Genomic DNA, 22,608 nt, shown 5'->3' with positions numbered 1-22,608 from the left:
CTGGCGTCAGATGCCTCCGACGCACATGTATTTGATTTCCAGATAATCTTCGATGCCGTAAGCAGAACCTTCACGGCCTAATCCCGATTGTTTGATGCCGCCAAAAGGTGCCATCTCGTTAGAGATAAGCCCGGTGTTTACGCCAACCATGCCAGACTCTAGTTGCTCGGCAACGCGCCAGGCACGGGAATGGTCGCGGGTGTAGAAATACGACGCCAAGCCGAACTCGGTATCGTTGGCTTGCTCGACCACCTGACGCTCGTCTTCGAAGCGAATCAGAGGGGCTACCGGGCCAAATGTCTCTTCGCGATTGACAAGCATTGGGGGGGTTACATCAACCAGCACGGTCGGGGCATAGAAGTTGCCACCCAATTCATGGCGAGCGCCTCCGACCAGCACTTTTGCACCGTGCATGCACGCATCGGCCACGTGCGATTCGATCTTCTCGATGGCCTTGCCATTGATCATAGGCCCCAGCGCAACATTGGGTAGAGTGCCTGGCCCTACCTGCACCTGCTTCACCTCGGCGCTCAAGCGTGCGGCGAAAGCATCGTAGATACCGCTTTGCACGAAAATGCGATTGGCACTGATGCAGGCCTGCCCGCCATTGCGAAACTTGCAAGCCATAGCACCGGCGACAGCGGCTTCCAGATCAGCATCGTCAAAGACAATAAAGGGAGCGTTGCCTCCGAGCTCGAGGGAGACTTTCTTGATGGTGTCAGCACACTGTCGCAACAAAATCCGGCCCACTTGTGTAGAACCGGTGAATGACACCTTGCGCACGTCAGGATGAGTAGTCAGCACTTCGCCCACTTCGTGACCACGGGCGGCAGTGATCACATTGAAAGCACCATTGATAACCCCTGCCTCGCGGGCCAACTCCACAAGAGCTAGGGCGCTTAGTGGAGTGTCTTCTGCCGGTTTGACCACTATGGTGCAGCCCGCAGCGAGCGCCGGGGCCACTTTGCGAGTAATCATCGCCATAGGGAAGTTCCAGGGAGTGATCGCTGCGACGACGCCGATAGGTTGCTTGATCACAACGATGCGGCGATCATCCGATGGTGCCGGGAGGACATCGCCATTGACTCTCTTGGCCTCTTCAGCGAACCACTCAATGTAAGCCGCCCCGTAATCGATCTCGGCTCGAGCTTCGGCCATCGGCTTGCCCTGTTCCAGCGTAATCAGGGCCGCCAGGTCTTCTCTATTTGCCAAAATTAGATCGTGCCAATCCCGCAAGATCCGTGCACGCTGCTTTGCGGACTTTGCCGACCAATCCTTGCCAGCAGCCTTGGCACTCACTATGGCCTCAGCGGCCTCTACTGCTGACATGTCGGGCACCACTGTGATAAGTGCGCCAGTGGACGGGTCGAGTACCTCGTAGGTGCGGCCATCCAGCGCAGAAGTCCATTCACCACCAATAAATGCCTGATTACGAAAAAGTGCCGGGTTATTGAGTGTTACAGCCATGTCCGGATCCTCGGATTGTTGGTTCTTTGGAACCGACAATAAGACTGACGGCCGCAGGACAGTAGATCCACTTTTTCGGCCTGCTTAGAGCCATTCAGAGAATTACCAAAACAGTGAAACCCTGTGATAGTCAGCACTATTACGGAGCTTGTGCCAGTTTGAGATGGACTTAACCAGGCAGAAAAAGTGGCTCTATGCGCCTCTAGCAGCCTTGGTTAGATTTTCCCCATCTACGAACAAGATCCCAGAGGAAAGCCCATGGATACCCCGCTGACTACCGAACAACTGAATTCTTACTTCATCGGTTTCACCCCCAATCCACTTTTCAAGCTCAGGCCGCGCCTGATAACTGGTGCCCAGGGCAGTTACCTGCACACCACCGACGGAAAACAGGTATTCGATGGGTTTTCAGGTCTGTGGTGTTCGGGTATGGGGCATAGCCATCCGAAAATCGTTGAGGCTGTGCAAAAACAAGTTGCCAAACTGGACTATGTCTCTGCCTTCTATATGAGCCATCCAGCGGCGTTTATCCTGACTGAGAAAATTGCAGCGCTCGCTCCAGATCCACTCAACCACGTGTTCTACACAACCGGCGGCTCCGACGCGGTCGACAGTGCGCTGAAACTTGCACTGGGCTATCACCGCCTGAAGGGCAATGGCGGTCGTACGCGGATGATCGGCCGTGAGCGCGGATATCATGGTGTAGGATTTGGCGGTATCTCGGTCGGTGGCATGGTTGGTAATCGCAAGATGTTTTCGACCCTGACCCTGCCTGGTGTCGATCATCTGCCGCATACTCACAGTTCAGAGCACATGGCCTTTTCCAAGGGACAACCTGCGTGGGGGGGGCACCTGGCTGACGATCTGGAGCGCCTGGTGGCCCTGCATGACGCGTCAAACATTGCGGCGGTGATCGTCGAGCCAATGGCCGGCTCTACCGGGGTGCTCGTGCCACCGGTTGGATATCTGCAGCGCCTGCGCGACATCTGCACGAAGCATGGCATCCTGCTCATTTTCGATGAAGTGATCTGTGGCTTCGGGCGCATGGGTGCCAATTTTGCTGCACAACGCTTCGGTGTGGTTCCGGACATGATTACCTTTGCCAAAACCGTCACCAATGGCACTCAGCCGCTCGGTGGTGTCATCATGTCCAGCGAGATCTACAACACGTTCATGGATCAGCCGGAATTCACCAACAGTGTGTTCCATGGCTACACCTATTCGGCCCATCCGGTAGCGGTGGCAGCCGCTTTGGCGGCCTTGGACGTCTTCTCTTCCGAGGGTGTAGCGGACAAGGTGCGAGAAAAGGAACACCTATTCCAGGAGTTGCTGCACTCGCTGAGGGGTGAGCCTAATGTGGTGGACGTCCGCAACATTGGGTTCGCGGGGAGCGTGGAGTTCGCCAGCCTACCCGGACAGCCAGGCGTTCGCGGGCACCGTATTACGGAAGCACTCTACGAAGCAGGTTACTACTTGCGCTGGTCTGGAGACCAGGCCGTCTTCGCGCCACCTTTCGACGCCACTGCGGATGAGCTGGAATCCTTGGTGGAGGCATTGCGTAAAAGTATCCGGTCGAACGCCTGACCGGTTATCGACAGAGCTAATGGGAGTCTGCAACAGGCTCCCATTTGTGCCCGCAGGAATTTTGAGTCCGTTCCCGATGTGCCGTCACAACTTGCGTTGCTGAGCTGATACGCGGGCTTCTCGATCAGCAGCGCCACACCCTGCCCACCACCGACACACGCAGCCGCAATTCCAAAACGCAGATCGCCCTCGCGCACGGGAGAACAGAAACAACGGGTTGCGATCGCCAAGGGGTAGGCAATGAGCCGTGAAGTGATCTTGTTCGACGAACCTACTTCCGCCTTGGATCCGGAGCGTGTGGGTAAAGTGCTTCAGGTGATGAAAACCTATCATCTGAGGGCTACACCAAGATGGTCGTTACCCACGAAATGGAGTTTGCTCCGGCGGTTTCAGATCAGTTGGTCTTCGTTGAGAAAGGGGAATCATCGAGCAGGCTACACCACAGAAGTTTTTCAGCAATCCCGGAACCGAGCGCGTCAGGAAATTACTAGAGCTGGTCGTTTGATGTTTACCTGCTCGAAGATGCTAGTCTCGTGAAGCGTCGGGTAGTGCTTTATTTTTTGCTGGGAGTGACTTTCACTTTCGGTCGTGTGTGAGGTTGAAATGACGGCATCCTTGATTGGTGAACGCATTCAAGATCTGCTTGATAGGCGCTCTGCTGTTTCCCTACAGCAACAGCTGTATCGCCATCTCCGGATCATGATTGAGGAAGGTACATTGCGACCTTCCTCAAGACTCCCTTCTACGCGGAGCCTTGCCACACAGTTAGGTGTCTCCCGAATAACCGTCGTTGCTGCCTTCGACATGCTAACTGCTGATGGATACTTGGTGGGAAGCATTGGCAGTGGGACGTTTGTAGTAGAAAGGCCGCCCATTCGATCGATGGTTTCTGTCTCTCGCCCAGTTGCACCTGATGCCATTTCATTGCGTGGCCAACTGATTCTGTCTGGTGCCGCGGGTCTGCAGGAGCGAGAGGGAGCATTCCTGCCAGGTGTACCAGATGTATCGGCCTTCCCTTATGCAATATGGCGGCGGTTGCAAAGCTGTTATCTAGGACAAAACCTCGCCCAGCTGAGCGGGTACGCCAACGGCGGAGGCTATCTACCGCTACGCCGAGCTTTGGCTGACTACCTGCGAGTTGCCAGAGGAGTGCGATGCAGTCCGGATCAGGTTCTTGTGACAATGGGAACACAGCAGTCCCTGGATCTGATTTTGCGACTGCTCACAGATGCCAATGACCAAGTCTGCATAGAGAACCCTTCCCACTGGGCCGGCGCGCTGATGTTGAAGTCGCTGGGGGTGCGTTCTATTCCAGTACCTGTGGATCGGGAAGGCATCGACATGCGTGATGAGCATTTCTCAATGAACCCTAAGCTGGTGTTTGTGACTCCATCGCATCAGTTTCCGTTGGGAAGCATTTTGTCCAGCAGTCGTCGCGAGCGCTTGCTGCGGCAAGCAGCGCAGCGAAACTTCTGGATAGTTGAGGATGATTATGACAGTGACCTTAGGTACGACCACGCACCGTCTCCGTCTTTGCAAGGTGAAGATAATTCGGGCCGTGTTATCTACCTGGGTACCTTCAGCAAGGTGATGTACCCGGGTCTACGTATGAGTTACATGGTTGTACCGCCCTCACTTGTGAATTCCATGGTGAGAGGACTGTTAAGCCTCTATCGCCCTGGACATCTACCTCTCCAGGCTGCACTTGCTGATTTCATCAATGACGGTCATTTGACTCGACATCTGATTAATGTTCGTCCGCTGTATGCAGCACGCCAGGCAGAGCTTCGTAGATGTCTTGCTGAGACGTTCGGTGAGGCTATCACTTTGAGCAGCGGGTTCGCCGGGCTGCATTTGACACTGCGTTTTCGTCGAATTGTAGATCTGGACGCTTTGCAGGCTGAGGCCGCCAAGCGTGATGTTCTGCTGAGGAGATTGAGCGCTTTCAACCATGACGTTGGGCCATTCGAGGATGGCTTCGTCCTAGGTTATGGCGCTCTCAACCAAGCAGACATTGGTGTGGCGGTGCGAAGTCTGCATGAGGCGTATCTGAGCGTAGAAAAGTCAGTACCAGTTCAAGCAGCCCATTAGGTAGCGGGTCATGATCGACAGCAAACTCCACATATTCTTTCACAGCAACCTGGACGACCCAAATCTCTGGTGTCATGCCTTATCCGACATGCTGGGGCCAATTTATTTCAGCGTCGATGGTTCTTGTGAAAGACCGGCGACAGTAGATATTGCGCTGCTGTGGACTGCACCAATTCAGGGATCGCTACTTGGAGGCCGGTCATTTGCCGATCGATAACAACTTGGCGGAGCGTGCGATAAAGCCGTTTGTTACTGGACGCGAGTCGTGGCTCTTCAGACAAGCCTAAAGGCGCCACGGCCAGTGCGCAGATCTACAGCTTGGTCGAGACCGCCAAGGTCAGCGTATAGGACCGATTGCCGCACGCCTCGTCAGTAGAAGATTTACGAAGCGCTGCTGTCGTGGAACTGCTCGCCACAGATGCCACGGTAAACCGAGGTTTCATCTTTTGGTAGGTGGGATGTAGGATCGCACTCGATCAACACGTGGTAGCGCTGGCTGGGGTTCGACCTTGATCCAGAGTTCGGCCTGGGCGTTGATGGAGCGGTCCATGGCTGCGGTGGCCAGACGGAGTTGTACGTGCAGATAGTTGCTGATCTTGACGATGCCCATGGTGTTCACTGTAAAGGATGGATATACAAAGCGCATATGGTTCGTCTATCAATCGTAAACCCCCCACACTAAATTGCGCATGGCCATTGACTTGCCTGCTCACCGCCGGTTAGTTTCGTGACATGACATTTCAAACCTTCCGCAGCCAGCCAAGCATTATTACTGCCATTCCTCATATGGCGGGATAGCACACTGCTGCACCCAAACCCGCCTTAGAGGCGGGTTTTGTTTTTCCGTCTCCAAGGCCCTTGAAAAACCAGGAGACACCTATGAGCACCTGCCTCGTCCCCCATTCTGCTGATACGGCATTGCTTGAACACTATGTGAAGAAGATCCTCGCCGCCCCGGTCTATGACTTGGCGGTGCGTACGCCCCTGCAAGCCGCGCCGGCCTTGTCGGCGCTGCTGGGCAACCAGGTGCTGCTCAAGCGTGAAGACCTGCAACCGACTTTTTCCTTCAAGATTCGCGGCGCCTATAACAAGTTGGTGCAGCTCACAGCCGAGCAAAAGACGCGCGGGGTGGTGACGGCGTCGGCGGGTAACCATGCGCAAGGCGTGGCACTGGCGGCGCGGGAGTTGGGGATCCAGGCGCAGATCGTAATGCCGTGCAGCACGCCGGAATTGAAGGTGCTGGGCGTACGCTCCCGAGGCGCCGAAGCGGTGCTGCACGGCGAGAGCTTCCCGTTTGCCCTGGCCCATGCGCTGCAACTGGCCGAGACATCCGAGTGCACGTTCGTTTCGCCCTTCGATGACCCGGACGTGATCGCCGGCCAAGGCACGGTGGCCATGGAGATCCTGCGCCAGCAACAGGGCCCTTTGGACGCGATCTTCGTGCCGGTGGGCGGCGGCGGCCTGATCGCCGGCATTGCCGCCTACGTCAAATACCTGCGGCCCGAGGTGCGCATCATCGGGGTCGAACCCGAAGGCTCCAGTTGCCTGCTCGCGGCACTGCGGGCCGGGGAGCGGGTGGTGTTGCCGAGTGTGGACGGGTTTGCCGATGGTACCGCGGTCGCGCAAATCGGCGCCTATGGTTTTGAGATCTGCCGCGATTGGGTCGACGAAGTCATTACCGTCAGCAATGATGAATTGTGCAGCGCCATCAAGCTGATCTACGACGATATCCGCTCCATCACCGAACCGTCCGGTGCGCTGGCCGTGGCGGGCATTCGCAGCTATGTCGCCCGTCACGGTCTGCGTGGGCAAACATTGGTGGCGGTCAATTCCGGGGCGAATATCAACTTTGATAGTTTGCGACATATTGCGGAAAGAGTGACGGCGCAAGGCGCCGTTTGATCTGAGGGCCAGCGTTAAACGTTTAATCGAAGGAGGGCGGCGATGATTTTAGGTGAACCATCGCCTTTGGTGTCGGGGTCAGGAAGGTGAGTTGGCCGGACGCTCAGTGCGCCAGTGGTTAGGTAGACTATTTGGTTAACCCGTGCCCTCAGAGCTGACAGCGCTGTGAATTCCGTATTGCAAGTGAGCCCTTGTATATGTCGTTTGCGGTGAGAATTCGGATGGCGTAACTGAATGAATAAACTTCGCATTGACTATCTCAAGGGAGGTAGTGGAGTATGTTTGCGCCTATCGGTACCGCTTTTCGAGCGGGGGCCAATCTGCTGGATGGGAACTCCGTTCTTCCTCCCCTGCACGACCGCCATGCGGAACCCATACTACTCGTAGATGAAGACTCCAATATCGGTCACTCTATTGGTGTCTAAGATGGGAACCGTCGCGATTTAAAGAACTGAAACAATAAACACGGCTCGTCTACTTTCGGAGGGATACGTAATTTGGTCAGGTTTAAATGGCCTTGCTTGGCCCTTATCCATGAGATAGTCAGATGACCAGTGACCGCTTAATGCTTTTAATAAAGCGGTATTAATGACTTTTCTCATCCCGCGGAGAGTATCCGAAAACCTCCTTGAAACGGACGGAAAAAAGTGCCTGGCTAGAGAAACCGCAATTATAGGCAATTTCAGCAATTGTCATTTGACGAACTTTATTTTGCAGGTTCTCTCGGAGTAATTTCTGAGCGTGCTTGAGACGCGCGAGACGAAGCTCACGCCCAAAAGTCGTATCGTGAGCCTGAAAGATCTTATGAATATATCGGATGGATACTCTATGGGACTGAGCTGCTCTTTCAGGTGCGAGATCCGGATCCTGAAAATTTGCCGCGATATAAGCCATCACTCGGTGAAAGAAATGGTCTATCACCGGTTTTGAATCACCCCCTGTGTCGATCTCGGGAACATCCATCATCAAGAAGGCTAGTTCGAGCAAGCCCCTCTCTAAACTGCTGACATGTTCGATAGAAAGACAGGGCGCGCTTTCCAAAGCTTGCAATGCGAATTGTGTCAGAAGTGGCACGAAACGGGAATTGGCGACATCGACTCGACCGCAAACTGCATCGATTTTCGGGCACATAGCCCTGAACAAGTCAGCGGGAATCTTAATGGTGACATTTCTAGTACCATCTGGAATATCAGTCCGATACTCTTCTGCTGAGTTAAATATCGCGACCTGACCAGGCGCAACGTCTCCTAATCTACCCAAGTGCGAAAAGCGCTCGGTCTGCATTGTGGGCATGACCAACGCGAAAAAGTCTGAATCATCTCGTCCCCCATGTACCTTTCTTCGCAATGCCCGTTGCGCATCGGCAGCAAAACGGGTAATTCCCACGGCGCCAATTTGGGTAGACTCGATAATCCCTGAGAACGAAGAAGGATCGCGCGCTACGACATCTATAGGGTAGTAGACATCGCTCATGAACTCATTCCAGGCGACAAGACGCCTTTGTGGGTGAACCTCCCCAGTAGAAAATCTGGTAACTAAATGTAACGGATCCACACAACCACCCCCGGATTAGACATCACCCCGTGCAGCACTGCACGTCTCATGCCATCGACGACAGTCGCCCATGTTAGCGGCTGAAGATGGGCGCTAGCCAGGTTGTAGCAGATGTAAGCCGCAACTTCTTCTGGCGGATCGAAAGCAAAGGCCCTTGAGTCGTCTATTGGATCTTGAAGGTGCGGAAAGGTAGCCCCTCACAGGTTCGTAGTAAAGCACTTATTGCACTGAATTGGTGCGGCGTACGCTCAGGCGAAAATATGAGTTCTCTCACATGAAAGATTAGCCCTCCCACGCGATGGAATATGTCTTCACCGGCATAGGACGGTCAGTTTTCGCCATTGAAGCGAAGCGCTGCCATGTTGCGAGTGCGCGACAAGGATATTTCAGCCATCGACTGATAAGTAAGAGGAATATATGAAAAAAACAACAATCACCGCACTGAGGGCTTGATCATGCGTACTTCCTCAGAACGCGAAGCAGAATTGGCTACGTTGTTCCAAGCCCGGTTTTACGGGCGCCTGCGCGCCGACTGCGATGCTGACGTGGTCGCTTCATTCGAGCGCTCGCCGATCGGGCCCCACGATGATAAGACTGGGAGAGTTGTACGGGGACTGGGCGGCGCGTCCATCACAGGCAAAGCCATCATCATTTCACTTGGTACCGATGGACCTTGGGGAGTCGGACACATAGTGATCGGGAAGCCAGGAAATTTCGTGCCAAGTCCAGGGGTTTTCCTGACTTACGAAGATGCCTTGCTTCACGTTTTTTCGCTTCGTTGCCAGGCGCTCTTGGATATCAAGTCATGCCAACTGGATTCACAGTTGCTTAACGGGTGAAATGGAAATGAAAAATACAAACAAGCAAATTTTCGGCTACAGCGATCGTTTCTCGGTATCGCCTGGGCATAGTCTTTCTTTTAAGGTGAGTTGCGAAGGAGTGGCAAAATATGAAGCCTCTCTGGTTAAGCTCCGTCACGGGTTCACAGGGGGATCGAGTCCAGGCTTCCTTGAGACGCCAATCGCCTCGTCGTTCGAGGGAAGCTATGAAGGTCACAAATATGTATGCCAGCCAGGCTCCTACGTTGAGGTCAATGATCCGAAGGAACTGCTCCGATCACCGGATGGATTGATTATCGAAGCTCATATATTTCCGACGCTTCCTCAAGGAACGCGGTCGGGTAATTTTGGTGCTTACACCGTTGCTCAGAACTCGATATGTGGTGACTCTAGCTTACAGGCGTTGCTCGGAAACTGGTCTGTTGAAAATTCTGCTGGCTATGCGCTTGTGTTGGAAGAAGGCCGACCAACATTTATATGGGGAGAAGCTGGCGAGACGCGCAAAATCTCATTGGCAACACCCCTTATTGCACATCAATGGTACCGCATCACTGTTACGATAAAACCCGATCTTGGTTCCGTCCGCATAGACCAGGAACCAATTGATAACATCATGAACCGTCTTTCATCGAGCGCAAGTACGCTGACCGGAGAGTCACTCACAGTTCCATTTCGCACTGGGCGCTCAAACACCACTGCACCCTTCCGAATAGGCGCTCTTGCACGTTATGAGGGCGGCCAATTGCTAGCAACCGCTGCCTACAATGGAAAGATCGGTAGGACACGCATCTTGCGTCTAAACCCAGGTGATTCGGTTGCTGACGAGGTTGCTGCCTGGCACTTTGGGAAAAGCAATCGCGCGGACGGCCTCTTGCTGAAAGAGGTTGTCGACGAGTCCAAAAATGGTTTGCACGGCCGCTGTTTCAACACTCCGACACGCGGAGTGACCGGACACAGATTCCAAGGGTTGAATGACGACTTCAGGAATGCCCCGAATGAGTTCGACGCCATACATTTTCATGACGATGACATCACCGACGCTCAATGGCCGACGGCATTCACAGTGGAGGTTCCGGAGGATCTCACAAGTGGCGTATATGCCGTTAAACTATTAGGCGGGGAGACCGAGCAGTACATCCCGTTTTTCGTCAAACCAGGCGCTCATAAGCGCGAAGTTGCAGTGCTGTTCTCCACTGCAACTTACCTAGCGTATGCCAACGACCGAATCGCCTTTGAAGCAAATGGCGCGGAAATCATAGCCAGCCGTACACCGATCATTGATCGGCAGGATTTGACGCTTCAAGATCACCCCGAGTTTGGCCGCTCCTGCTATGAAATACACAATGACGGGTCAGGCGTTGTTTTTGGCAGCCCCCGTCGTCCGATCCTGACCCTCAATCCTAAGCACCGCGCTTGGTTCATGGCGGAAGGTGTGTGGGGGCTTCCTGCCGACCTTTGCATTGCACACTGGCTTGAGACGATTAATTGTGAGTTTGATGCACTCACAGATGAAGATCTTGATTGCGAGGGATTTGACCTGATCAAAGATTATAAGGTTTTGATCACTTGTAGCCATCCAGAGTATGTAACGCGCAACGAGATTAACGCGATTGAGTCGTTCACTGCTAAAGGTGGACGTTTGATGTATCTGGGAGGAAATGGGTTCTTCGCTACTGTTTCTTTTGATCCAGAAGACCGGCATATCATGGAGTTGCGAAGGTCAGATGCCGGTACCAGGCCTCACGAGTCGCCGTTTGGTGACCGCCGTCACCAAACTTCCGGAGAGGTTGCCGGGCTGTGGCGTAATAAAGGTATGCCACCACAGCGACTGTTAGGAGTCGGATTCGCAGGGCAAGGCTTTGATCGTTCTACTTACTATGAGCGACTTACTGACAGCTACGATCCTCTTGCCGCATTTGCGTTTGAAGGGATTAGTCGTGATGAGCGTATAGGCGATTTTGGGATCATGGGCGGTGGCGCCGCGGGTGCGGAGATTGATCGGTACGATCCTTCGCTAGGATCAGCACCGGGGGCACTGTTACTAGCCACGTCAGGGCCGCTGTCAGACGCCTACCTTCTGGCAGCCGAAGATGTTCTCGAGTCAATTCCTGCAATTGGCGGCACTGAGCAGTCGCGCCTGAGAGCAGATATCGTCTTAAGTCCACTACCGGGTGGCGGAGGGGTATTTTCCGTGGGGTCGATTGCGTATACCGGCTCTCTTTCCCACAACGACTACGACAATAATGTTGCTCGTCTCACTGGCAACGTGCTCAGGCGGTTCCTTGATCCTGAACCGTTGGACGGAGCGATTGATTCAAACTGAGTGTCCGACTCGATGAGTAGGCATTGGGCTTAACATTTTGGAATGCAAGTACGGAGCAGCGGGTGGTTAGCTGCTCTGTCGCGCTACAGGCTTTCTCTGTACAGGCTTCCTCTGTTGAGGTGTGCACGCATACGAAAAGCGCCGTTCGCTCGTTCGATAGTCCACTGTGGCAAGGGTTCTTAAAATGGGCGTGCCAGACGCCAAACATTAAGTTTGGCGGTTGATACGAAGGATTCTTCCAGTCCCGATGTCCGTTTAGAACAAAAACGTTTCGCGTTATCACAGCTGATTTTGCTAGTGCGCGAAAAGCGTAGTACGAATATGCCTGGGAAGTACCCAGCCAATCGTTAAGGGGGAACAAAATGAGCGATGCTTTGGTTGTGCCAAATGAGAATAGTAAACTCAGCAGTAAACTCAGTAGTAAACTCTCGCTTACTGACGTAATTGTCTATGGCTTGCTTTACTTCGGTCCAATTGCCCCCATTGCTGTCTTTGGAGCGATTCACAATATCTCCAATGGCTTGACCGCACTGACTTATACCCTTGCAGCTATTGCCATGCTATTCAGTGCTATTAGTTACAGTGAAATGGCGAAACACATTCCACTCTCTGGGTCGGTATATTCTTACGTAACAAAAGGTACAAATTCGACATTTGGCTTTATGGCTGGATGGTCGATTTTGTTGGACTATCTCTTACTTCCAGCATTGCTGGCGATTCTCGGTGCGGCGGCGCTACAACCGCTATTTCCTGAAGTCGATAAAACTGTTTGGCTGGTGATCTTTGTTGCTGTACCTATGATCGTGAATTTGTTCGGAATTACTGTCAACGTGAACGTCGGCAAGGTTCTTCTGATTATTCAGCTGGTTGTTCTCTCAATTTTCGTAGTGTTTTCGGTCGGGCTTATTGCTGACGGTGCAGTTTCTAAGGCTCAACTACTTGCTCCGTTCTATAATCCGGCTCAGTTCAGTGTTTCCGCTGTCTTTGGCGCTGTGCCAATCGCTGCTTTGAGTTTTATCGGCTTTGACGCGGTCTCTACTTTAAATGAAGAGGCCAAGGGTGGCGGCAAAACCGTATCAACAGCCACGATGTTGTTGCTTGTCATTGTTACTGTACTATTTGTCGGGCAAGTCTATCTGGTATCTGTCTTTGTTCCGCTAGGTTCTACATTCGAAGGTGCTGACGCTGATGTGGCTTTTTACACGGTTAGCACGCAAATAGTTGGAGCTTGGTTCCTGCCTGTTGTTACTTTAACAAACGCACTCATCGCTTTGATGGCAAATGCACTTATGTCACAGGCTACTACGTCGAAAGTCATCTACTGCATGGCGCGCGACAAAAAATTGCCCAGCATGCTCACTAAGCTCAATAGAAATGAAACCCCGACTACAGCGTTGTACCTCGTCGCTGCTCTTTCACTCATGATTGCAATTCTTGCCAAAGATCATATTGAAACGATCGTGACAATGGTGACATTCGGCGCATTGTGTGCTTATGTAATGCTTAACATTTCCGTTGTTTTCTTCTTCAAAGGTAAGACTGATAAGTCTTTCTTTAAGCATGTCGTCTCTCCTGTGATAGGTTCAGCCGTTCTGTGCTACGCATTGTTCAGTGGTAATGTGAATGCTCAGTTCGTAGGTATTGCATGGCTTGTAATTGGTTGCGTGGTCGCGTGGATTTTGAAAGGTAAGCAATCCTTGGAAATGCCTGTATAGATTCCTATCATTTCAGGGGGGGCATGAAAGATCATGTTCCCGCTGAGAAAATTGTTGTGAATCTTTAACTGGACGTTTGGCTTGGCAAACGATAAACATTCTTTGATCCTACATTTTTTGAGCTAAAGGGAGTAAGTCCTTGCGCTCGATGGAGACACTTATGCACTTAAAAATGCTCATTGACGGCCAACTTGTCGAAGGGGAGGGCGAGCGCCTTCTAGTTATGAATCCTTCGCTCGGCTGCATATTGGCAGAAATTGCCGAGGCAACACCTTACCAGGTTGATCGCGCCGTTAAGGCCGCTGATGCCGCGTTCGAGAGTTGGTCGCAGACTACTCCAAGAGATCGCTCACTATTGCTTCTTAAGCTCGCAGATGTCATCGATAGTCATGCCAAAGAGTTAGCGCGTTTGGAGTCCGATAACTGTGGTAAACCTTACGCGGCGGCTTTAGCGGATGAACTTCCTGGAGTGTCAGATGTATTTCGCTTTTTCGCGGGAGCAAGTCGCTGCTTACAGGGCGCCGCAGCTGGGGAATATTTGACTGGCCACACCTCTATGATTCGTCGGGATCCAATTGGCGTTGTCGCATCGATTGCGCCATGGAACTATCCCTTGATGATGGCAGCATGGAAACTAGCTCCAGCGCTAGCTGCTGGAAATACGGTTGTTCTTAAACCATCCGAGCAAACACCTCTAACTGCGTTGAAGTTAGCCTCTTTAATGGCTACGGTTTTTCCAGCAGGTGTGGTCAATATCGTGTTTGGTCGAGGGCTAACTGTTGGTCGGCCACTTACTACTCACGATAAAGTGAGCATGGTCTCACTAACAGGTTCAGTGGCCACTGGAAGTCATATCATCGCTGAAACAGCGAACACTGTTAAACGAATGCATATGGAGTTGGGCGGTAAAGCTCCTGTCATAATTTTTGACGACGCAGACATCAATGCAGCAGTAGAGAGTATACGTAATTTCGGATTTTATAACGCAGGGCAAGATTGTACCTCAGCCTGCCGGATTTATGTGCAAAAAGGCATCTATGGTCAGTTTGTTGAAAAGCTTGGGGTGGCCGTATCCCAAATTAAGCACGGTCTTCAGGATGATCCCGACACTGAGTTAGGGCCATTGATTACTGAGCAGCACTTGGAGCGTGTAGTCGGCTTCGTTGAAAGGGCGCGATCATTACCGCATATAAAAGTGGTCACAGGTGGTAAACGAGTTGAAGGCCCTGGTTTCTTTTTCCAACCTACGGTGCTCGCCGGAGCCTGTCAAGATGATGAGGTAGTGCGAAGGGAAATTTTTGGCCCAGTAGTTTCGGTAACCGAATTTGAGGATGAATCTCAGGTGTTGGCGTGGGCAAACGACTCAGATTATGGTCTTGCATCATCAGTGTGGACATCAGATGTTGGACGAGCACATCGTCTTGCTGCACGTTTGCAATATGGCTGCACTTGGGTTAATACCCACTTCATGCTTGTGAGTGAAATGCCCCACGGAGGTTTAAAGCAGTCGGGCTACGGCAAAGACATGTCTATGTACGGGTTGGAAGACTACACCGTAATTCGCCATGTGATGTTCAAGCACTAGTGGATCGGCGTGCGCTCATCTTAAATCGATGAGCGCCAAGCCGATCTTATTGACAAAAAAATTTCGGGGGGTGTTGCATCGTGGCTTGGGGTAACAGGTTTTTTGGCGCATGGCATTCCTGAAGAGAGTGGCCCTACAGTCCACGTACTTTTAAGTTGACAACATCGCCCATATCGATGGTGTCGGGTAGGTGACTTCGCCGGAGGTTACGTTGATCCAGCGCGTCGAGACGATGGACAAGCAAATCACTCATCACAAGCAACGAGAAACTGGCCCACGAGATCGCGCTGCTCAAACGCTTCAAGTTTGCCAAGCGCAGCCACCAACCAGGCCCGGATCAGACCAGCTTGCTCAACTACTTGATCGACACCGATATCGCAGCCGGCGGAGCTGAGCTTGAAGCGCTGCAACTGGCCCTGATTGAAGGCAAAGTTCGCCAGCAGCCCAAGCGCGCTGCACTGCCAGCGCAGTTCCCTCGCACGCAGATCCATCACGAACGGAAAAACAGCTTTTGCCGATGCGGCTGCGCGCTGAAGCGTATCGGCGAAGATGCCGGCGAAAAACTCGGCTACACACCGAGCGTCTGCACTGTCGAGCGCTACATCCGTGAGAAATTGGCCTAGCTCTCAAGGTCGCATGCGCCAGCAAAATTTTTATCATCAGCTCCGACAAAAGTTATGGGCATGGTGTCAGTTTGCCAACTATGGGCTTTATTAGATGAACAGTACGGAACAAGCTTTTTTTACCTCAAATACGCTATCTGCTTCCAGATATGCATTCTTCCTAGCGGGATGTGGTATGGGCGCATGGGCACCTTTGGTTCCGTTTGCTAAGGAAAGGGCGCTGATAGGTGAGGCGGAACTTGGTCTGCTCCTTTTGGGCCTTGGTACCGGAGCAATGTGCATGATGCCGTTTGTGGCCCGTTTAGCGAATCGAATTGGCTGCAGAAGTACTGTCTATCTTGCAAGCACTTTTACCGCTGTTGGCTTGGTTGGCTTGGCAACTGCCACTTCATATTGGGTGCTCTTGGCTTTTTTGCTTTTGTTTGGGGCCGCAATCGCTACTGCCGATGTAAACATGAACCTTCAAGGCTCGCTTGTTGAGCGCCACCATCGCAAGCAGATGATGTCTGGCTTTCATGGGCTATTCAGCGTCGGAAATATTTTCAGCGCGGGCACGGTAAGCCTGCTGCTCTGGCTAGGCCTCAATCCCGTTCAGTCAATCCTTGTCTTAGCACTTGGATTGGGCGTCGCGCTCTTATCTCTTGGTCGTTACATGCTCCCGTTCGCGGAGTTGGAGGGAGCGCCAGCCAAAACGAAGCCAACCAAGCTGGTGTTGCTACTGGGAGCGCTGTGCTTCATCGCTTTTTTGGTTGAAGGTTCAATGCTCGACTGGAGCGCCGTCTATCTGACTTCGAACCGGGACATGGAGCCTAGTATTGCGGGCATCGGTTACGCCGCGTTTTCCGTGACCATGGCAGCAGGGAGGCTGTTAGGCGATTGGATCGTAAGCAAGCTCGGATCGCGAGCAGTGCTACTTGCAGGAAGTGTATTGGCAATGGGCGGCATGGCGTTGGCGGTGGTTATCGACCATTGGGTAGTTTCGGTTTTGGGGTTCGTACTCGTCGGATTAGGGATCTCGAATCTCGTTCCGATATTTTGCTCCACGGCCGGGCATCAGACTGTTATGCCCGTCGCTCAAGCTCTCGCAATCATCAATGCGATCGGATACCTAGGCATACTGATGGGGCCGGCTGCGATTGGATTTATCGCTCATGCTACGTCCCTCAGCTTCTCTTTGCTCTTCACCTCTGCGTCACTGATCCTCGTCCTCTGCAGCGCCAAGATCGCATCATACAAATAGCATTGGGCCTGGTAGGAGATCGCCATCTCGGGGCACAGGTGGCGATCTCCTTTTTATCTTCTTGGAAATTACCCTGTTGCGGCGCTGGAGGGGCAGATCAATTTAAGTGGACACCACTTCCCGCCTTTTGGGCTGCCCCCGGCACCGTAGATATTGGAAATGTAGTCAACTGAACTGACTTCGCTCAGCCATTCAAATCGAGGGCTGTCTCTATGTTACAGCCCTCCAGCGCAGAGGCCTCGTTAGCAGCTCAACCGAATTGACTTGCCGATTCAACTGCGGTTTTTGGCTTCCTACTACGTGTTAGTTGATAAGCAATTGCCAGCCATATGAACCACCCCGGCATGACCATCAAGGCAACGCGGGTGTCAGGCCTCAATGCCAGCAGGCACAGAACGAAGCCCATAAAAGCCAGTGAGAACCATGCCATTGGGACGCCGCCTGGCATCTTGTAAGCCGATTTGGCGTGAAGCTCAGGACGCTTTTTGCGATAGGCAATGTAGGACGCGAGGATGGTCGACCACGTGAAGATCACCAGAATTGCTGACACGGTGGAAACGATGGTGAATGCCGTCATGACTTCCGGAACGATGAACAGCACGAGTACACCCACCAGCATCAAAAGTGTCGTGAAGGCGAGGCTCAGCAGAGGCACGCTGTTGCCCGACAGTCGCCGAAAAATACCCGGAGCGTTGTCTTGATTCGCCAGCCCGAACAGCATACGGCTGGAGGAGAATACGCCACTATTGGCCGATGACGCGGCGGAGGTCAGGACCACGAAGTTAACGATGCCGGCCGCTGCGGGAAAGCCTGCGACGAGGAAAAGTTCGACAAAAGGACTTTTTACAGGTGACACCTGTTGCCAGGACGTTACGGCAATAATGCAGCCCAATGCCAACACGTAGAACAGGATGATTCGCAACGGAATCGAGTTGATTGCCTTGGGTAAAGTCCTCTCCGGAGCCCGGGTTTCTGCCGCCGCAGTGCCGATCAGCTCGGTGCCGGCAAAGGAGAATATCGCCATCTGAAAACCGGCAAAAAAACCAAGCACGCCATTAGGAAATGCAGCCTGCTCATCCACCAGGTGGCCCAGGGACGCGGTAACGCCACTGGAGGATACGAACGAGCTGGCAATCAGCACGATGCTGACCCCAATAAGCGTCACGACGGCGATGATCTTGATGATCGCAAACCAGAATTCGACTTCACCGAAGAGCCTGACCGTCAGCACGTTCAAGGCGAACAGTGTCGCCAGCATCCCGATAGCCGGTATCCAGGCAGGCAGATGGGGGAACCAGTACTGGAAAAAGCCTCCCACGACAACGGCATCGCCGATCACCGCAACGCTCCAGCTCAGCCAATATGACCAACCGAGAAAAAATGCGGCGCGAGGCCCCAGGTAGGCGCCGGCAAAATCCGCAAAGGTCTTGAAATTCAAGTTGGAAAGCAGCATTTCGCCCATGGCACGCATGACGAAGTAAACGAACAGGCCAATGATCATGTAGATGAGGATGATCGAGGTGCCGGAGAGGGCGATGATTTTTCCGGAGCCCATGAACAAACCCGTGCCAATGGCTCCGCCCATGGCCATTAACTGGATGTGACGATTGCTGAGCGTGCGCTGCAGCGCAGGCTGCTCAGCCCGCTCTGTTGAATTCGATTTCATTTCAAAACCTCTTGATCTTATGTTTTTGAGTTTTGGCAGAAAATTGGATATCCAGCGCCATTGTCAGGATGCAATGGCGGGTGACGGTGTTGTTTTATTTGGACAGTGACGGCCCACTGCACATGCCTTGGGGCGTCACTCGCAGGTCAACCGGCCGTGCGCAGATGGGCGGCTTTGGTCGGTTGCTGATCAAGCATCTGGAACAAGTTTTTTATATTTTCAGGCGTTGGTACCAGATGGATGTGCCGGCCGACCTGATGTTCGTGCGCCATCGCATGCAGGTAGCGAAGCGACGAGAAATCCTCGAGGGCAAAGCCTACGGAATCGAATACCGTCACCTGCTCATCGCTCTCGCGTCCCTGGACGTCGCCTTGCACAATCCGGAAAAACTCGACGACGGGTGAGTCAGCCTCCAGTTGCTGAATATCGCCTTCAATCCGCGTTTGAGGTTCAAATTCCACGATGACCCGGGCGTTGCGCAGGATGTCGGCGTGTAGTTCGGTCTTGCCCGGGCAGTCGCCGCCGACGGCATTGATATGCATGCCGGGCTCAATCATCTCGGACGTCAGGATCGTTGCGTAGGCCTTGTCGGCCGTAACGGTGGTGACAATGTGCGCGCCCCTGACTGCCTCCTGTACGGAGTCGGCCTGAATCACTTTGATAGTCGGGAAAGCCGCCAGGTTGCGCAGCAGCTTGAGTGAGGCGTCGCGATCAATATCGAAGATACGAATTTCGTTGATGCCCAGCATTTCATGGAAAGCAAGCGCCTGAAACTCGCTCTGAGCACCATTGCCAATGATAGCCATCGAGGTTGCACCTGGGCGGGCAAGAGCACGCGCGACCAATGCCGAGGTTGCAGCGGTGCGAACGGCGGTTGTCAACGTCAGCTCGCTAAGCAGGGTTGGGTAGCCACTCTGGACATCGGCCAGCAGACCAAACGCCATCACCGTCAGTAAGTTCCTTTGACCATTGTCCGGATGGCCGTTCACGTACTTGAAAGAATATTGCCTGCCATCGTCGGTAGGCATCAACTCGATCACTCCGTCTGTGGAGTGGTTGGCCGTGCGCGGCGACTTATCAAACTGCGCCCAGCGTAAATAGTCTGCTTCGATGTAGGTGGCCATTTCACGGATTGCCCGGCGGATGCCAACCCTGGCGAACAGGCGTGCGGCATCATCGACATCTAGGAAGAGCGTCATTTTTTATTCTCCAATCCATCCAGTTAAACGTTGTAGAGCAGGGGAGTCAGGCGCGTTTGCTCTCGAAGCCATGCAGTACGTTCACCGCATTGATTCCGATTTCATCGACCATGTAGCCACCTTCCATCACGAAGAGAGTGGGGCAACCAACACTCGCTATCAGCTCGCCGATCCCGATGAAATCCTCGCTTTCCAACAGGAAGTGACTGATCGGGTCGTCCTTGAAGGTGTCGACGCCCAGTGAGATCACCAATACCTGCGGCGAGAATTGCTGAAGTTTCCTGCAGGCATGAAGCAGGGCATCACGGTAGCTTTCCCAGGCGGTGTTTTTCGGCAACGGGTAGTTGAGGTTGAACCCTTCGCCATGGCCGGCGCCGACTTCATCGCTGAACCCCGAATAGTAGGGATAGGACACGGCCGGCTCGCCGTGCAGCGATACGAACATGACGTCATTGCGCTGGTAAAAAATGTTCTGGGTACCGTTGCCGTGATGAAAATCGACGTCGAGTACCGCGACACGTTTGGCGCCTTGGGTGATTGCCTGCTGTGCAGCAATGGCCGCATTGTTGAGATAGCAGTAGCCCCCCATGTACTCACGCGCAGCGTGATGGCCCGGCGGACGACAAAGGGCAAAGGCACTGTCATGGCCTTCATCGATAAGTGCCAGACCTGTCAGGGCGATATCGGCACTGGTCTTGACTGCTTGCCAGGTGGTGGCGGTGATCGGCGAGCCTGCATCCATTGCATAGAAGCCGAGTTTGCCGTCAATGAACGTGGGTACCTGGTCGTTGGCCAGGTCGCGTACAGGCCATACCAGTGGCAGGGCATCATGGGTGCGTCCTGTGGCGCACCATTGCGACCAAGCGCTTTCCAGAAAGCTCACGTAGCGCTCGCTGTGCGCGTTGACGTAACACGAACGGTCAAACACTCGCGGTTCGACTATCTGGCCAAGTCCTACTTGCTTGACGCGATTGTGAACGGTGTCGGCCCGACTGGGCTGCTCGAACGACGGCTTGAGCACGCCATCTTTCAACTCAGTGCCATGGTGCAGACGGTGGGAATCACTGAAAACTGTAAACATTCTGCGCATCCATTAATGTGAGCCAGTGCAGATATTCTGTTCTGGTCAGGATGGGAATTCTTTGCTTTGTTTTCGTAATTCTCTATATTTATCGGGCGATTTAACTCAGGAATAGTTTAATGAAGAAAAATTTATCCAGGCGCATCAGCCTCGATGAGACCGATCTGGCCATTCTTGAGTTATTGCAGGAGGACGCGAGCATTTCCAATGCCGAACTCAGTGAGCGGCTTTCATTGAGCCTCACGCCTTGCTGGCGACGTCGCAAGAGAATGGAGGAGGCGGGGGTGATAAAGGGTTATCAGGCAACACTTGATCGAAGAATGCTGGGGCTGGATATCATGGCATTCGTGCACATTCGCTTTTCCACGCATGCCGATCATGCTCCGGACGCCTTCGAGGCAGTGATTGCGCAGTTGCCAGAGGTATTGGCCTGCCACAAGATCACCGGAGACGCCGACTACGTTCTTCAAGTGTTGGCAGAGGATCTTGATAGCTATAGCGACTTTATCGAGCAAGTGCTGAGGCGCCAGGTCGGTATCGCGTCTATTCAGTCGAGTCTGGCTTTGCGCGAAATCAAAGCGGGTAGCCGCATGCGCATACCCAAATTGAGCAAGGATTGAATATCGGCCTTTCTGGGCTGAATAGAGCTCTAAAACCTTCCCGCCACGTCCGTCGTCATAAGCATCTGCTGGAAGCGCTCCAGAAAGACCGACTCGGCGCGGGTCATCTTTTGTTCGCGATTCCAAAGCAAATAGACGTTCACATCGCTGACACCCTCCCAGGGCGGCAGGCGCCAGATTTCATCGGCTTGCACATCAGCGGCGACAATGTGTTCGGGAAGGCAGCCAATACCATATCCGGCGGCGACCAAACGCAAGATCTCATCCAGGCTTGGTGAGGACGCGACAATGCGTCCAGTGAAGCCTTGTTGATCCCTGAACACCGTGAGCGGCGATAAATTGCCGCCGATCTGGTCACTGGTGAAGCTCACGAAATTTTCGCTTTGCAGGTCTGACAAGGTCAGGTTCTTGCGACCAAACAGCCGATGGCGCTTCCCACAGAAAAACGCATATCGCTGTTCCAGCATCACCCGCTGTTCGAGTCGAGGTTGCGGTGTTCGGCACAGGCTCAAACCGAAAGACGCGGTCTTTTGAAGCAGCGCGCTGATCACATCCGAGCTGCGCAGTACATCAACTTCCAGTTCCACTTGAGGAAACTCATTGTGGAATTGCGCCAGGAATTCATCGTAGCTGCGAGACTGGATACGGCTTATGGTCAGCAGCCTGATTTTACCCGTGACCAACTCGGCGGGCGCATCCAGCGCCGGGCCTAAACGGGAGATTGTGCCGTAAATCTCTGCGGCGATCTGCATCACTTCCTCGCCTGCCTTGGACAGGGTAATGCGAGGCCCGCGGCGCACCACCAGCTCACTTGCAAGTTGCTCCTCCAGACGTTTGAGCGCCTGACTGATTGCCGGTTGGCTCAAGTGCAGGCGGGCGGCGGCCCGACTGATGCTGCCCTCCTGGCCAATCACCAGGAATGTCCGCAACAGGTTCCAGTCCAGGCGATCATTGAGAAATCGCTTTGCTTCGGGGTCTCTCTGGAAACCAGACGATGAGGTTGTCATTATTTCCTAGGCTTATACTCAAGTATTTAGATTAGAAGCTTTTCCTAGCATAGGGCTTGGCGCACCATCGAGCAATGCACCGTGAGAGTGCGACTTTCATGCTCACGCATGA

Annotated in this window: 15 protein-coding genes and 2 pseudogenes; 10 read left to right on the top strand and 7 right to left on the bottom strand. The window is 53.2% G+C overall.

Going from position 1 to position 22,608, the window contains the following annotated elements; genetic code table 11:
• Positions 1 to 6: 6 nt before the first annotated feature.
• Positions 7 to 1,467: an NAD-dependent succinate-semialdehyde dehydrogenase gene (locus tag BMY45_RS16255; protein WP_092399294.1), complete on the bottom strand. Its 1,461-nt coding sequence runs from the start codon at positions 1,465 to 1,467 to the stop codon at positions 7 to 9.
• A 258-nt stretch (positions 1,468 to 1,725) separates the two neighbouring features.
• Between BMY45_RS16255 and BMY45_RS16250 the strand changes: the two genes are divergently transcribed.
• From BMY45_RS16250 to BMY45_RS16235, 3 genes and pseudogenes are all read left to right on the top strand, one after another.
• Positions 1,726 to 3,051, top strand: coding sequence for an omega-aminotransferase AptA (locus tag BMY45_RS16250; RefSeq protein WP_092399292.1), 1,326 nt, complete (start codon positions 1,726 to 1,728; stop codon positions 3,049 to 3,051).
• Positions 3,052 to 3,654: 603 nt separating this feature from the next.
• Positions 3,655 to 5,142 carry a MocR-like pyridoxine biosynthesis transcription factor PdxR gene (locus tag BMY45_RS16240; RefSeq protein WP_092399290.1) on the top strand — a complete coding sequence of 496 codons (1,488 nt, stop codon included), beginning with the start codon at positions 3,655 to 3,657 and terminating at the stop codon, positions 5,140 to 5,142.
• Positions 5,143 to 5,324: 182 nt separating this feature from the next.
• Positions 5,325 to 5,572: pseudogene (locus BMY45_RS16235) on the top strand (transposase); the annotation flags it as partial.
• A gap of 9 nt (positions 5,573 to 5,581) precedes the next feature.
• On the opposite strand, the gene BMY45_RS16230 reads toward BMY45_RS16235, so the two are convergent.
• Complete coding sequence (locus BMY45_RS16230) at positions 5,582 to 5,752, bottom strand: TA system antitoxin ParD family protein (protein ID WP_092399288.1); 171 nt, start codon at positions 5,750 to 5,752, stop codon at positions 5,582 to 5,584.
• 269 nt (positions 5,753 to 6,021) lie between these two features.
• On the opposite strand from BMY45_RS16230, the gene ilvA reads away from it, so the two are divergent.
• Complete coding sequence (gene ilvA / locus BMY45_RS16225; RefSeq protein ID WP_092399286.1) at positions 6,022 to 7,044, top strand: threonine ammonia-lyase, biosynthetic; 1,023 nt, start codon at positions 6,022 to 6,024, stop codon at positions 7,042 to 7,044.
• Positions 7,045 to 7,629: 585 nt separating this feature from the next.
• Here ilvA and BMY45_RS16220 read toward each other — a convergent pair.
• Positions 7,630 to 8,517 (bottom strand): AraC family transcriptional regulator, encoded by an 888-nt coding sequence (locus BMY45_RS16220; protein ID WP_092399284.1) that lies wholly within the window; start codon positions 8,515 to 8,517, stop codon positions 7,630 to 7,632.
• Positions 8,518 to 9,444: 927 nt separating this feature from the next.
• Here BMY45_RS16220 and BMY45_RS16210 point away from each other — a divergent pair.
• The 5 genes and pseudogenes from BMY45_RS16210 to BMY45_RS16190 all read left to right on the top strand — a co-directional run bounded on the left by BMY45_RS16210 (position 9,445) and on the right by BMY45_RS16190 (position 16,923).
• The gene (locus tag BMY45_RS16210; RefSeq protein WP_092399368.1) at positions 9,445 to 11,760 is read left to right on the top strand and encodes a N,N-dimethylformamidase beta subunit family domain-containing protein; all 2,316 of its coding nucleotides are present in this window, start codon (positions 9,445 to 9,447) and stop codon (positions 11,758 to 11,760) included.
• A 362-nt stretch (positions 11,761 to 12,122) separates the two neighbouring features.
• Positions 12,123 to 13,475 carry an APC family permease gene (locus BMY45_RS16205; protein ID WP_092399280.1) on the top strand — a complete coding sequence of 451 codons (1,353 nt, stop codon included), beginning with the start codon at positions 12,123 to 12,125 and terminating at the stop codon, positions 13,473 to 13,475.
• 160 nt (positions 13,476 to 13,635) lie between these two features.
• Positions 13,636 to 15,060, top strand: coding sequence for a gamma-aminobutyraldehyde dehydrogenase (locus BMY45_RS16200; RefSeq protein WP_092399278.1), 1,425 nt, complete (start codon positions 13,636 to 13,638; stop codon positions 15,058 to 15,060).
• Positions 15,061 to 15,271: 211 nt separating this feature from the next.
• Positions 15,272 to 15,680: pseudogene (locus tag BMY45_RS16195) on the top strand (IS66 family transposase); the annotation flags it as partial.
• Positions 15,681 to 15,777: 97 nt separating this feature from the next.
• Complete coding sequence (locus BMY45_RS16190) at positions 15,778 to 16,923, top strand: MFS transporter (protein WP_092399276.1); 1,146 nt, start codon at positions 15,778 to 15,780, stop codon at positions 16,921 to 16,923.
• 250 nt (positions 16,924 to 17,173) lie between these two features.
• On the opposite strand, the gene BMY45_RS16185 is transcribed toward BMY45_RS16190, so the two are convergent.
• The 3 genes from BMY45_RS16185 to BMY45_RS16175 form a co-directional block, all read right to left on the bottom strand.
• Entirely contained in the window at positions 17,174 to 18,589 is a 1,416-nt protein-coding gene (locus BMY45_RS16185; RefSeq protein WP_092399274.1) for an amino acid permease, read from the bottom strand.
• Between the two features lie 146 nt (positions 18,590 to 18,735).
• Complete coding sequence (locus BMY45_RS16180; protein ID WP_092399272.1) at positions 18,736 to 19,788, bottom strand: ornithine cyclodeaminase; 1,053 nt, start codon at positions 19,786 to 19,788, stop codon at positions 18,736 to 18,738.
• Between the two features lie 46 nt (positions 19,789 to 19,834).
• Positions 19,835 to 20,869, bottom strand: coding sequence for a histone deacetylase family protein (locus tag BMY45_RS16175; protein WP_092399270.1), 1,035 nt, complete (start codon positions 20,867 to 20,869; stop codon positions 19,835 to 19,837).
• A 119-nt stretch (positions 20,870 to 20,988) separates the two neighbouring features.
• On the opposite strand from BMY45_RS16175, the gene BMY45_RS16170 reads away from it, so the two are divergent.
• The gene (locus BMY45_RS16170; protein ID WP_092399268.1) at positions 20,989 to 21,489 is read left to right on the top strand and encodes an Lrp/AsnC family transcriptional regulator; all 501 of its coding nucleotides are present in this window, start codon (positions 20,989 to 20,991) and stop codon (positions 21,487 to 21,489) included.
• Positions 21,490 to 21,518: 29 nt separating this feature from the next.
• Here BMY45_RS16170 and BMY45_RS16165 read toward each other — a convergent pair whose 3' ends face one another.
• The gene (locus BMY45_RS16165) at positions 21,519 to 22,496 is read right to left on the bottom strand and encodes a LysR family transcriptional regulator (RefSeq protein WP_092399266.1); all 978 of its coding nucleotides are present in this window, start codon (positions 22,494 to 22,496) and stop codon (positions 21,519 to 21,521) included.
• Between the last annotated feature and the right edge of the window lie 112 nt (positions 22,497 to 22,608).

Origin of the sequence: Pseudomonas sp. NFACC39-1, assembly GCF_900110355.1 — a bacterium.
GTDB lineage: Bacteria > Pseudomonadota > Gammaproteobacteria > Pseudomonadales > Pseudomonadaceae > Aquipseudomonas > Aquipseudomonas tehranensis.
Note: the sequence above shows the minus strand (reverse complement) of the source record. Positions and strands in the feature narration are given on the sequence as shown.

Bases quoted from the DNA above. Each gene is read 5' to 3' on its own strand.
- BMY45_RS16255 (WP_092399294.1), bottom strand. From the start codon at position 1,467: ATGGCTGTAACACTCAATAACCCGGCACTTTTTCGTAATCAGGCATTT.
- BMY45_RS16250 (WP_092399292.1), top strand. From the start codon at position 1,726: ATGGATACCCCGCTGACTACCGAACAACTGAATTCTTACTTCATCGGT.
- BMY45_RS16240 (WP_092399290.1), top strand. From the start codon at position 3,655: ATGACGGCATCCTTGATTGGTGAACGCATTCAAGATCTGCTTGATAGG.
- BMY45_RS16230 (WP_092399288.1), bottom strand. From the start codon at position 5,752: ATGGGCATCGTCAAGATCAGCAACTATCTGCACGTACAACTCCGTCTG.
- ilvA (WP_092399286.1), top strand. From the start codon at position 6,022: ATGAGCACCTGCCTCGTCCCCCATTCTGCTGATACGGCATTGCTTGAA.
- BMY45_RS16220 (WP_092399284.1), bottom strand. From the start codon at position 8,517: ATGAGCGATGTCTACTACCCTATAGATGTCGTAGCGCGCGATCCTTCT.
- BMY45_RS16210 (WP_092399368.1), top strand. From the start codon at position 9,445: ATGAAAAATACAAACAAGCAAATTTTCGGCTACAGCGATCGTTTCTCG.
- BMY45_RS16205 (WP_092399280.1), top strand. From the start codon at position 12,123: ATGAGCGATGCTTTGGTTGTGCCAAATGAGAATAGTAAACTCAGCAGT.
- BMY45_RS16200 (WP_092399278.1), top strand. From the start codon at position 13,636: ATGCACTTAAAAATGCTCATTGACGGCCAACTTGTCGAAGGGGAGGGC.
- BMY45_RS16190 (WP_092399276.1), top strand. From the start codon at position 15,778: ATGAACAGTACGGAACAAGCTTTTTTTACCTCAAATACGCTATCTGCT.
- BMY45_RS16185 (WP_092399274.1), bottom strand. From the start codon at position 18,589: ATGAAATCGAATTCAACAGAGCGGGCTGAGCAGCCTGCGCTGCAGCGC.
- BMY45_RS16180 (WP_092399272.1), bottom strand. From the start codon at position 19,788: ATGACGCTCTTCCTAGATGTCGATGATGCCGCACGCCTGTTCGCCAGG.
- BMY45_RS16175 (WP_092399270.1), bottom strand. From the start codon at position 20,869: ATGTTTACAGTTTTCAGTGATTCCCACCGTCTGCACCATGGCACTGAG.
- BMY45_RS16170 (WP_092399268.1), top strand. From the start codon at position 20,989: ATGAAGAAAAATTTATCCAGGCGCATCAGCCTCGATGAGACCGATCTG.
- BMY45_RS16165 (WP_092399266.1), bottom strand. From the start codon at position 22,496: ATGACAACCTCATCGTCTGGTTTCCAGAGAGACCCCGAAGCAAAGCGA.